General features: G+C 34.0%; 9 protein-coding genes and 2 pseudogenes. 10 read left to right on the top strand and 1 reads right to left on the bottom strand.

The genetic code is table 11. The annotated features are described in order from the left end of the window. The first annotated feature begins 8 nt into the window (after positions 1–8). From ACQ4KW_RS04580 to ACQ4KW_RS04610, 7 genes and pseudogenes are all read left to right on the top strand, one after another. Positions 9–707: a B3/B4 domain-containing protein gene (locus tag ACQ4KW_RS04580; protein WP_430885354.1), complete on the top strand. Its 699-nt coding sequence runs from the start codon at positions 9–11 to the stop codon at positions 705–707. A gap of 227 nt (positions 708–934) precedes the next feature. Beyond that, positions 935–2,311 (top strand): hypothetical protein, encoded by a 1,377-nt coding sequence (locus tag ACQ4KW_RS04585; RefSeq protein ID WP_430885355.1) that lies wholly within the window; start codon positions 935–937, stop codon positions 2,309–2,311. 276 nt (positions 2,312–2,587) lie between these two features. Next, positions 2,588–3,616, top strand: a complete 1,029-nt coding sequence (locus ACQ4KW_RS04590) for a dsDNA nuclease domain-containing protein (protein WP_430885356.1) — start codon at positions 2,588–2,590, stop codon at positions 3,614–3,616. After that, positions 3,613–5,295 (top strand): ATP-binding protein, encoded by a 1,683-nt coding sequence (locus tag ACQ4KW_RS04595; RefSeq protein WP_430885357.1) that lies wholly within the window; start codon positions 3,613–3,615, stop codon positions 5,293–5,295. Before ACQ4KW_RS04590 ends, ACQ4KW_RS04595 begins: the two co-directional genes overlap by 4 nt. 226 nt (positions 5,296–5,521) lie before the next feature. Further along, positions 5,522–5,692: pseudogene (locus tag ACQ4KW_RS04600) on the top strand (Fic/DOC family N-terminal domain-containing protein); the annotation flags it as partial. Continuing rightward, positions 5,689–5,934 (top strand): Fic family protein, encoded by a 246-nt coding sequence (locus tag ACQ4KW_RS04605; protein WP_430885358.1) that lies wholly within the window; start codon positions 5,689–5,691, stop codon positions 5,932–5,934. The pseudogene ACQ4KW_RS04600 and the gene ACQ4KW_RS04605, both read left to right, overlap by 4 nt. A gap of 90 nt (positions 5,935–6,024) precedes the next feature. Continuing rightward, positions 6,025–6,414 carry a Fic family protein gene (locus ACQ4KW_RS04610; RefSeq protein ID WP_430885359.1) on the top strand — a complete coding sequence of 130 codons (390 nt, stop codon included), beginning with the start codon at positions 6,025–6,027 and terminating at the stop codon, positions 6,412–6,414. 79 nt (positions 6,415–6,493) lie between these two features. Here the strand turns inward: ACQ4KW_RS04610 and ACQ4KW_RS04615 are convergent. Next, positions 6,494–7,370, bottom strand: a pseudogene (locus tag ACQ4KW_RS04615) (IS3 family transposase); the annotation flags it as partial. An 18-nt stretch (positions 7,371–7,388) separates the two neighbouring features. Here ACQ4KW_RS04615 and ACQ4KW_RS04620 point away from each other — a divergent pair. From ACQ4KW_RS04620 to ACQ4KW_RS04630, 3 genes are all read left to right on the top strand, one after another. Further along, positions 7,389–7,685 carry a calcium-binding protein gene (locus ACQ4KW_RS04620; protein WP_430885360.1) on the top strand — a complete coding sequence of 99 codons (297 nt, stop codon included), beginning with the start codon at positions 7,389–7,391 and terminating at the stop codon, positions 7,683–7,685. A gap of 525 nt (positions 7,686–8,210) precedes the next feature. Further along, positions 8,211–10,361, top strand: a complete 2,151-nt coding sequence (locus ACQ4KW_RS04625) for a type I secretion system permease/ATPase (RefSeq protein ID WP_430885361.1) — start codon at positions 8,211–8,213, stop codon at positions 10,359–10,361. Beyond that, positions 10,330–11,649, top strand: coding sequence for an HlyD family type I secretion periplasmic adaptor subunit (locus ACQ4KW_RS04630; protein WP_430885362.1), 1,320 nt, complete (start codon positions 10,330–10,332; stop codon positions 11,647–11,649). The genes ACQ4KW_RS04625 and ACQ4KW_RS04630 overlap by 32 nt, the downstream gene beginning before the upstream one ends. Positions 11,650–11,684 lie beyond the last annotated feature (35 nt).

The raw sequence follows: 11,684 nt of genomic DNA on the forward strand, positions 1-11,684 counted from the left end.
CTGATAATATGAAAAAATTCAAAATTGATAAAGAGGTATTTGACTTGTTTCCAGAACTACAAATTGCAGTATTGGATTTTAGAAATCTTGACAATAGTGAGGTAGGGAGAGCGATTCACCTAGAAAGAGCTTATAAAAAGATTTCTAAAATTGCCTATCAGAACGATATTTTGCATACATACATCAATGATTATAGTCAGGCGATGAAGAAAATTAAGCGGAAAAAGGGAAGTTTAGCTTCTATTGAAGCTATGGCAAAACGAGTTAAAAAGGGGAGTAGCATATTTTCAGTTAATCCAGTAGTTGACTTATATAACTATATATCATTAAGTCATTTGTTTACATGTGGCGGGGAAGATTTAGATTGTATTGAAGGAGACATGGTGTTAAGTTTTGCGAATGGCAATGAAAGCTTTGTTCCACTTGGAGAAACCGAAAACAAACCCCCAAGAGAAGGGGAACTAATTTATAAGGATGATATAGGTACCGTTGTGAGAAGTTGGTTATGGCGTGAAGCTGATAGAACAAAAATTACTCGAAAAACAAAAAATGCTTTAATATATATGGAGTTAATTAACTCAAGCAGAGTCGAAGAGTTTGAAATCGCAGTTAAAGAGTTAGGTGAAGTTATAACAAGTGAATTAGGTGGAACTTGTTCAAAAACAGTAATTTCCAGAGAAATGCCTGAGTGTATTATAGAGCCGTAGACTTAAATTAGAAAGTAAAGCAGAAACAAGAATAGCATCCTATAACACAGCGGTGTCCTGCCATTCACCTGGTTGAGATAGAGTTTCTAACATTGCTAAGTTTATGTTTCTGAATTTGCTTAAAGTGTTGCAATAGAAGGCGAACGAGCGTGAACCGTGGAAACGTTAGAATTATAAAGAATTATATTCAAACTATATAAGCTCATTAGAAATTAAAGGAGATCAGAATGCAACTAAGACTTAAACGTGTACTTCCAGTGGCTTTGTTAGTTTTGATGTTAGCTGGTTGCTCTAGTGGAGGAAGCACCACGACAATTAATTCGATGGATGCAAAATATGAAGCAGGATTAAAGGATGCGGTAAGACTTTCAGAGTTGAAATTATCAAGAGAAGAGGAACTGGAACGTCACTATGGGAAGGGACTTTACTATGTTGATTTTAAGAAAGAGGAAGATGAAATCAACATAAAGTTTGCAGAGAAGTTCGAGGCAGTCTACAAGAGCAAAATCACCAATCTGGATTATCCAATTCATGCAGTTGCAAATATGGAGATAATGAATGACAGTCTTCAGAAGTATAGAGATGGTGAAATTACATTTGAGGACATTTATGAGAATCAGGTGATTCATGTGCGCAGGGCTATGACTCGCTACTATTTGTTTGGTGATTTAAGTATAAAAGAAGGCTTTAGTGCTGAAGATAATTATGAGTTGCTAGCGAGTTCTTTCACTGATATCGCTGGCGGATTACCATATATTGATACATTTATTGCTGATGAAAAGTATAAAAGTTCAATTTATGAAATGCCGCAAATGGATTATAAAGAGATGGCGATTTATCTTGATGAGAGAAACATTGATTTTGATGCACTAATAATAAACGGTAATGGATACCATAATAGTAATTTTGATGATGATGTCTTATCACGTCTTCAAGAAAAATATGATGAGGAGTTTATATTCATAAAAATTGATGATGATCCTAATGTTGATGGATTTAATGATATGAACGCTCTTTGTATTCCTAAAAGAGACCCAGAGATTGAGTTCTATGCCCATACTATGAGAGATAAATATTTTTCTACACTGACTCAAGGCATTATTGGGAAGAGAATGAATGAAATCATTGATGAGTTTGGACTAAGTGACAGAGTGGTTCAGTTTACTTTTTACGAATCAATGGATGAATTTGATGATGAAGATGAAAGGTTAATAGGGAAGATTGATACAGATGCTATTGTTGATCCGCTTGAGTTTGTTCAACAGAATCGTAATGGAGATTATGAAACAACATTTTTCTATTTAGTAGAACCAGGTGAGAGTGAAGATACAGAGCTATTAGAAAACCTTGTAGATGAAGCTTTTTTTAGTACGAAAGATGATCATGGAGAAGCTTTATTAGTTCCGGATGCTCAGGTGTTTCAAGTATCGAAGGAAAATAGAAGAATTATAGTAGATGTGTTTAGAAATGAAATCTATGCTGAAAACTATTTTAGACAAGGAATAAGCAGTGTTAGCGAAGCATTAGCAACGTACTTAATTGATCGAGGTGATACTGAAGGATTCTTACTATTAGAAGTGTTTGGTGAAATGATTAAAGACTAATAAATGGAGACTATTAAGACTATCAATAACTGCAAATTTAAAATATTGAAGATGAAATAAAGAGAGTTATAGATAAATACTCTGACATGCTTAAGGATAATACAACTTGGAGCGATGAAGAAATAAAATAGTTAGTTGTCATTTTTACTTAAGTTAATGAATTGTAATATGTTTGGTATTATACAAATCGGTTATTGATTATACAGTGATGTTTTAGTAGGATAAGTTTATATAGTAATTATTTGGATGAATCAGTAGTAAAAGGTGAGGGATTCTATGCTTGATAGTGTAATCATAAATAAGGTTTTGTCATTGCCTGATTCAGAGGTAGGTGGAGATAATGCACTTGATGGATTTGAGTTTCAAGTGTCAGCTGCTATTTATCTAGTGTTTGAAAACCTGCAGAATAAAAAAGAGTTCACTTTAGTATATGAGAAACTCGAGGATTTTATTATATTTACAAACAAGGTCAGCTTATACCAAGCTAAAAGTATTAACAATAATTTAACACCAAAAGTTCTATATAAACCAAGTAAAGTAACTAAGAAGAATAACTCATCGCTATCAATAATTGAAAAGATGTATGACAATTATAGTGTAGTTCAAAATGAATTACCAAACTGCGTTGTAGACAATAATTTAATCATCTGTGAGAATCAAACGTTTTCAAAAAAACTTGGAGCAATCCAAGAGATAACTAAACTTAAGTCGATAAATTTTGATTCGCTCTCAACATATACCAAAAATGAGATAATAAGAAATACTAAGCATGGTATGTATGATTGGGCTAAGATAAATGCAATAAGGCTCATACCGAAGTCCAGACACGAAGAAGTCACAAGAGTTTATATTGAGGATGTCATAAAGGATTTAATTGGTGAAAACAAGGTAAACAGTATTGCCTTGTATAACTCAATGACAAGTGAAATTAAAAAAATACGAAAAGAGAAATCCACACTATCTAGAGATTTTATAATGGGAGAAATAGTAAAGTTTGCCTCATTTGACGATGATGTCATGTTTAATGAGTGTGTATTTCTTTTGAATGATGATGACAAGAGAAACTTTAAGATTAAACTTTCATTTGATCAATTTAAGAGCTATGTAAAAATTCCTAATCATCCTACTTCCATGGATTATGATTCAATATTTGATCTATATAACAATAGGTCATTTAACACAATCGATGAAATTATTCATCACATAAATTCAGTTGAGAAATATGAGGAACTTCGCATACGATTGGAAGAACATGAACTGAAAGCACTTGTGTTGTTGGTAGTTGCAAAGGAGTCGAATATATGAATTTCATAATTAATGAGTTTTCTATTATTTCTCCAATTGAGAAGAAGGCTTTTAATCATAGCTTTGATAGGAAAATAAACTTAGTGGTAGGCGAAAAAGACGCTGGTAAATCAACATTAGCAAGATCGATGATGTACACGTTAGGATGTGAAGTTAAAGATTTCGAATTTCAAAATGAGCATGCTAGTAATATATACATAATGGATTTTAATATTGAAAATGACAACTACATACTTATCAGAAGAAAACTGAAAATTGGAAGAGGAAGTAATTTTTTTAAAATTATTAAAAACAGAGATAATACTTACGATTTTTATGATACGAAAACTTTTACTGAGTTCCTTAATGAAATTATGGGAATTGAAGTAGTTACAATGGGAATAGATAAAAAAGAGACACAACTTTATCCTAATCATATTTTCTTGCCATTTTATACAGATCAAGATAATAGCTGGCAGGATTACATGGATAGTACTTTTAATGGAATTAAGTTTATCAAGAATCATAGAAAAGTAGTATTGGAGTATTTTACAGGTGCGAGACCTAATGAGTATTACAGACTAAACCTGAAAAAAAGTAAATTAAAGATCTCATTAGATGAATTTGAAGCATTGATTAAAAGTAAAGAATTAATTATTGATGAGAACAATAGAAATATTCATATAGTGGAGAATATCGACATAGATACATTTAAAGAGCAATATAAGTACTTTTTAGATACATATAATAACATTATTGAAACTGAACATAAACTAAAAAAAGAGCTTAACGATAAAATGTACAAACGGAATACATATTCAGAAATGAAGTCTTCTATTGAACTTTCTATAAATGACATGATTGAGAACGAACTAAATAGTAAGTGTCCTAACTGTAAGCAAGTTATTAGTAAGAGTCTAGAAGAAAACTATGTTCTTTATTTAACTAAAGAAAACTTAATAAACGAACGAGAAAAAGTGAACATGTTCCTTCATGACCTTGAGGAAGATATTGAAGTTAGATTGAATGAAGTATCAGAACTTAAATATATTGACAGCGAGATAAAAGCTAAGTTAGATTCTACTTCAGAGTTAATTGATTTGGCAAATAGAGCTGATAGTTATGCTCTAAGTAGAGTGAACATGAAACTTAAGGCTGAAATAGATTCACTTAGAATTAAGCGCGATAGAAAAAAAGATGAGCTTGAAGCAGTTGAGAAAAGCTTATTAAAATTGAATAACAAAGATGTTTCAAAGACTTATAAAGAACTTATGATAGATTCATATAAAAAACTGAATATACCTTTTTCATATAAAAATTACTATACTTCAAATTTAGAAAGTGTAAAAATAAACCTGTCAGGTGCAACGAAAGTACAAGCCATATTGGCACAGTACTTAACTATATATGAAATGGCTTGTAACACTAGAGGGATCATAAAAATACCAATGTTTATTGATACTTATAGGAAAGATGATTTTAATGAACCTGAGCTTGATAGAACAGCAAAATTCATTTTTGACACGTTAAAAAGCAAACATCAAGCATTCGTTTTTATGTCGAATAATGAGCAAAATATCGATTCAATTAAAGGCTATAATTACTCAAGACTTGATCTATCAACGACAGACAGGGTATTGAACCAAGATTCAGATTTAATAATGAGAAAGTACTATGATTATATAAGTAGCGCACAGTAAGGTTGAAAATCGTAAAAACAACAACTAACACAGCAATTCCCAACATGCCCCTTTTATTTAAAATAATAGGGGTTTTTACTGACCTAAAATGTTAGAATAAAATATGAAATAGACATAGAGGGGCACGATCGGGAATTGTGGGAACGTTAGAGACATTCCACTCAGTTTGACTTGGATATAGGTAGAATTTACATACAATCTATAGTTATGAGTAAATAATGAAGCTAAAGATAGTTCTGAAATTGAAAAAAATATTGCAACACATGACGAACTCTTTGAAGCTTTATCAGATGAAAAGTATATGCGAGGAGCACCAAAAGAAGTATTGAATTATAAAAAAGCGCTTTGGCATGGGGTAAGTTTGATTGAAGAAAAGGCATTTCGACTACGAATATGATTGTAGAAGTACAGGCAATCATTGAAGGTGATAATGTTGGGATCAGAAAACAGTCTGGCACTGTATTGATGAATGAACAAACAGGTGAAGTAGTTTATCGACCGCCTGAAACTGAAGAGGAAATTCGAATTTTGCTGACGAATTTGGAGAATTATATCAACAGTGAAGATGAAATCGATGAACTTATTAAACTAGCAGTTGTTCACTATCAATTTGAAAGTATTTATCCATCCTATGACTGAAATGGAAGAACAGGAAAAATGGTAAATATCCTGTACTTGGTGTTAAAGGACCTTCTTGATTCGCCAATTTTATATTTGAGTAAATATATCATGGATCATAAGCAAGAGTATTATCAGTTAATCCAAGGTGTTCAAAACGAGGATGACTGGGAATCCTGGATTTTGTATATTTTAAAGGGTATAACTCAAATGGCTGCAGAGTCTTTAGAAATTTTGAAGGATATAAATGCCTTGATAGACAAGACGAGCGAAGAAATAAGAGAGAAGAGTCCAAAACTATATTCACGTGAGTTGGTAGACGTTATCTTTAAAGAGTTTTACACAAGAATATCAAATGTAGAAAGCACATTGGATGTAACAAGAAAGACTGCTACGAATTACTTAAATGAGTTAGTCGAAATAGGTGTTTTGGAAGTTGAAACAAGAGGCCGTGATAAAGTATTTATTAACAGACGCTTTCTGAATATAGTAAATAATTAAGATGAATCGTTCCACGATCTGCTAACACAGCGGTTCCAAACATGCCACTTTGGATTGGCAACCTTTTTCCAAACAACTTTTACTCGAACGCACATTGTTTAAATTTTACGGGTGTCATGTAATTCAAGGAACCATGAATTCTGTGATTATTGTACCAATTCACGTAATCAAGTAATTCATACAGAAAATCATCCAGGCTATTGAATATTCAGTTGAATGCAAATTCTGTTTTGACCACCTTAAAGGTTGCTTCTGCCACAGCATTGTCGTATGGGCATCCCCTTTTTACTAAGTGAACGTTTTATTTTGAAAGTATCCAGTATTTGATCAATTGCTTTATTCTTAAATTCATTACCTCTGTCTGTGTGGAGAATGCTGAGTTTATCTAGTGAAGTTTGAACTATTGAAAATGATTTGCATACAAGGGCACTGTCTTTTTTAGCACCAGCAGAATGGCCGATTATCTCACAATTGACCTCATTTTCAATCTTATCATTATTACAAGACGCTTTATGAACTTTAAATTGCTTGACTGTGTATTGAGAGACAAGACCATATTTTTTCGTGATCTTGGCAATACGTTTCCTAGAGGTGATAAACTTAGTTTTGTGTAGTTTCTTTTTGATTTTACGGGTTCCATAATTGTTACGACTTTCCTTGAAAATCTTTATGACTTCGTTTTCTAAGCCGCTGTCAACTTTATTCGGTGCGGCATTATAATATATATAAGCCTTCTAGATATATTTATAACCTTGCACATGGCGCTGATATTGTACTTATGCTTATTGGCATGAATAACTCCTACTTTCGTCCCGTTATCAGCACTGCTTGATGCTTGTGCTCGAAAGGGATAAAATATCATTTTCCACTTCCAGTTGTTGATTTTGTTTGCAAAGGCGGATTAGCTCGTTTTCTTCCTCAGTCCGATTGTCCTTAGCCTTGAAGGAACCAGACGATGGAACAGATACCTTAGTATGGGTGGCGATGATGTCTTAAAAGTGGACAAGGATCTGATGCATATGTATTCAGATCAGGACAAATTGGTTTTTTGTGATTACAACTTGTCAGATCTGACATTTAAAACAGATACCACATCTGATGATTTGATTTTAGAAATAGAAAGTTGCAGTGATAAAATCACAATTCAGGATGGACTTACCTCTTCTTATAGACAAATTGAAGAGTTTGAGTTCCAAGATAACACAGTTAGAAGTGTAGATGTCCTTATTCAAGCTATGAATAAATATTCTGAAAAAAAAGTGTATAGTTAAGTGAAATGCTTAAAAGAGATGAGGGTATTACAACGAATGAATTGATAACATTTATTTATCTAGAATAATATTGATAATTAAAGTAATAATGTAAAGATGGTTGAATATTAAATTGCTATATAAAAGTGGGGAGCGATATTAGAGATCGCTCCCCACTTTTGTTGTATTTAAAGTACATTTTAAATCATGGAGTTTTTTTATTGGAACAGAGCATCCCGGTGATTGAGATAGAAATTATTATTATCCAAGTGCGCATTGTTCAAAATCCTTATAATTACTTTTTACAAAAAATCACATATTCATTACATTTAGTTGATAATTTATGATAAAATGAAGCGTATTTGTATAAAAATAGAAAATAATCTTATTCAAAACAAATGTAGTTAGATTATTTTCATCTTAAGATGTATTTTACAAAGAAAATAGTGTCAGGTAAATATCTTATTCAAGATATGACCTTGAATGACCACAAATGGAGTGTGATAGAAATTGAATGAAGAATCAAATGTAGAAGAAGGTTTAAACTTGAAAAGTTTAAAAAGTGTTTCAGCAGTTGCTGGGATTTTGGGGCACCCTTTTGATTTAGGGAAGACGATCCATGAGTTCTCTATTTCAACCAACCCAGATCAAACAATGTTAATACGAATACTTAAAAGGGCTGGGTTTAAAACAAAAGTTCATACATACAAGAGTAAAGGTCTTGAGAAAATGCCTTTGCCTGCGCTTATTGAAAATGAAGATGGAGATTATATAGTTCTTGCACAAAAGAGAGAAGACAAGTATTTAGTTTTTGATCCTGATCAGAATAAGCCAGAGTTACATACAGAAGAAGAGATTCAGATATGGTGGACAGGTAAAGCCATACTTGTTGCAGATAGAAAATTAATTAACAGTAAAGTTAAGTTCGGGATTAAATGGTTTATACCAACAATTAAAAAGTTCAAAAAATCATTCATTGAAGTTTTGATTGCATCTTTTACATTGCAAATACTTGGGTTAGCAGCCCCTCTTGTTATGCAAGTCATAATAGATAAAGTTCTTATGCATAAGGCTTTATCCACTTTGAATGTTCTTATGGTTGGACTTATTGCTATAGCTTTATTTGAAATGTTTTTATCACTAGCAAAGAACTATGTTTTTTCGCATACGACGAATAGAATTGATGTGGTTCTGAGTTCAAGGTTGTTTAATCATTTATTTAGATTACCAATGAGTTATTTCGAAACTAGACGTGTTGGCGATACCATCGCGCGTGTGCGTGAAGTGGAAAACATAAGAAGATTTTTAACCGGAGCCCCTCTATCCAGCGTTTTAGACCTTATGTTTATTGTGGTCTATCTGGTCGTTATGTGGATTTATTCACCAACACTTACAAAACTGGTGCTGGCTATTTTACCACTATATGTGGGTCTATCAGCCATTGCCTCTCCACTGTTTAGAACAAGACTTAAAGAAAAATTTACAGCAGGGGCGGAGAGTCAGTCATTCTTGGTGGAATCTGTATCTGGTATACAAACTATAAAATCATTTGCACTTGAACCCCTAAGCCAAAAAAGGTGGGAAGACAGGGTGGCCGACTATTCAACGGCTTCTTTTAAAACGTCAATGGTTGGTGGAACAGCAGGTGCTGTAGGTCAGTTTATACAGCGCGGTGGAGATTTAGGCATTTTGTGGCTTGGTGCTCATATGGTTATGACAGGGGACATAACAGTCGGTCAACTCATAGCTTTCAGAATGTTATCAGGAAGAGTCAGTGGACCAATTCTTCGAATAGTACAAATGTGGCAAGAGTTTCAACAGACCAGTGTTTCTATTGAAAGGCTGGGCGATATTTTTAATGCTATACCAGAACAAGGGGCTGAAGGCCAACGTGTTCAACTTCCGCAGATCAGAGGTAATATTGGGTTTGAAAATGTAACCTTTAGATATAAAACCGATGGCCCAGAAATTCTAAGAGACTTAAGTGTCAATATAAAAGCAGGTACAACTGTGGGTATTGTGGGTCGAAGTGGTTCGGGAAAGAGCACCTTGTCTAAACTTGTTCAGAGGCTATATACCCCAGAGCGAGGAAAAATCCAAGTAGATGGCATTGATATTTCAATGGTAGATCCAGCCTGGCTAAGAAGACAAATCGGTGTTGTGCTACAAGAAAACTACCTATTCAGTGGATCGGTTAAAGAAAATATATGCATACATTATCCAACGGCATCAATGGAACAAATTGTTCACTCAGCAAAGCTAGCCGGTGCTCATGATTTTATACTTGAATTGAGCGATGGGTATGATACACAAGTTGGTGAAAAAGGAGCGGCTTTATCTGGTGGACAAAGACAGAGAATCGCCATTGCGAGAGCTTTATTAACAAATCCTCAGATACTAATATTTGATGAAGCCACATCAGCGTTAGATTACGAATCTGAAAGAACAATCCAAGAAAATTTGGAGAGCATATGTAAAGGGAGAACAGTATTAATCATTGCCCATAGGCTTTCAACAATTATGGGATGTGATGGCATTATAGTTATGGACAAAGGACAAATTGTTGAAATGGGAAGCCATAAACGACTGATTGAACGTAAGGGTTTATATCATTACCTCTTTAGTCAACAAACGAAGGACAATCAAAACGAGGGAGGGGTCAGCCATGAAAACATCATACGAAAAACAACTTCATAGTCAGTTTCAGCCGGCTGCAATTGAGATTATTGAGTCGCCTCCAAGCCCTATTGGTCGTGTATCTATATGGATGATATTTATCATTTTCATGTCGGCTATAGTATGGGCGTGTATTGGTGAAGTTGATCAAATTGCATCAGCAAGAGGAAAGGTTATTCCACACGGCCAGGTAAAAACGCTACAGACATCAGATCAAGGCGTTATAACTGGCATATTTGTTGAAGAAGGTGACATTGTAAAAAAAGGACAAACACTTTTGCAATTAGACTCTACATTTAGTGAAATAGATTTTGCAACTGCCCACAAGCGACTTGAAACAATTGAGCTTGAAAAGGCTCTGCTTGAAATGGAACTAAACGACGAACAGGTTGATGATTTAGATGAAACCACCTTAAACTCATCTGAACTGGCTTATCACAAGCAGTTAAGGCGCATGCGTCAGGAAGAATACAAAGAAAAAGCCTTACTGTATGAGATTGAAATATCAAAGGCTTTGAAAGAGAAAGAAAAAGCAGAAATTGATTTGGAATATTTTAAAAAACAGGAAGATATCCTAGAAGAACAAGTTAGTAGAAACAAGGCTCTGCTAGAATCGGGAAGTTTATCAAGAATTGAGTACGAAGACAAGGTTTCTGAACTGGAGTTAATGCAGAATAAAGTACATTCAGCCCAGGTGCTTATTACATCAACAGACTCAACCATAGCTCAGGCCAATCAAAACCTAATCACTTTAGAACAGTCCTATAGGACAGAACTTATTCAAATGATTGTTCAAAAAGATAAAGAACTGGTGGAGGCACAATCTGACCTGGAAAAAATGGAAAAGAAATTTTCTATGCACAACTTAGAAGCCCCTGTAAGTGGCCGTGTTAGTGGCATAGGTGCGCATACAATTGGTGGTGTCGTTACATCGGCACAGCCAATTGTAACCATTGTACCAGAGGGGACGCCCCTTGTAATAGAGGCAAAGGTCCTCAATAAAGATATTGGCTTTATTGAAGAGGGGCAGGCTTGCGATATTAAACTCGATGCATTCTCTTTTCAACGATATGGTGTTGCAACAGGAAAAATAACATATATAAGCCCCGATGCCTTTGAAGATGAAAGACTAGGCTATGTTTATACCATACGTATAAAACCAGATGAAGAGTTTATACCCCTTGAAAATAAAACACTCAATATGACCCCTGGAATGACGGCCAGCGTTGAAGTCAAACTCGATAAAAGAAAGATCATTGAGTTTTTCTTGCCAGCTATTGATTATGTTAAGGAGAGTTTTGAGTTGTAGTAATTATTAGAGTATAAGCCCAAAATAGAAAGGAA

The sequence above is a fragment of the Tianxiuia mixotrophica genome (assembly GCF_050596425.1).
Taxonomy (GTDB): domain Bacteria; phylum Bacillota; class Clostridia; order Peptostreptococcales; family Acidaminobacteraceae.

Excerpts from the sequence above, each read along its gene's own strand:
- ACQ4KW_RS04585 (WP_430885355.1), top strand. The coding sequence starts at position 935 with ATGCAACTAAGACTTAAACGTGTACTTCCAGTGGCTTTGTTAGTTTTG.
- ACQ4KW_RS04610 (WP_430885359.1), top strand. The coding sequence starts at position 6,025 with ATGGATCATAAGCAAGAGTATTATCAGTTAATCCAAGGTGTTCAAAAC.
- ACQ4KW_RS04605 (WP_430885358.1), top strand. The coding sequence starts at position 5,689 with ATGATTGTAGAAGTACAGGCAATCATTGAAGGTGATAATGTTGGGATC.
- ACQ4KW_RS04590 (WP_430885356.1), top strand. The coding sequence starts at position 2,588 with ATGCTTGATAGTGTAATCATAAATAAGGTTTTGTCATTGCCTGATTCA.
- ACQ4KW_RS04620 (WP_430885360.1), top strand. The coding sequence starts at position 7,389 with ATGGGTGGCGATGATGTCTTAAAAGTGGACAAGGATCTGATGCATATG.
- ACQ4KW_RS04630 (WP_430885362.1), top strand. The coding sequence starts at position 10,330 with ATGAAAACATCATACGAAAAACAACTTCATAGTCAGTTTCAGCCGGCT.
- ACQ4KW_RS04595 (WP_430885357.1), top strand. The coding sequence starts at position 3,613 with ATGAATTTCATAATTAATGAGTTTTCTATTATTTCTCCAATTGAGAAG.
- ACQ4KW_RS04580 (WP_430885354.1), top strand. The coding sequence starts at position 9 with ATGAAAAAATTCAAAATTGATAAAGAGGTATTTGACTTGTTTCCAGAA.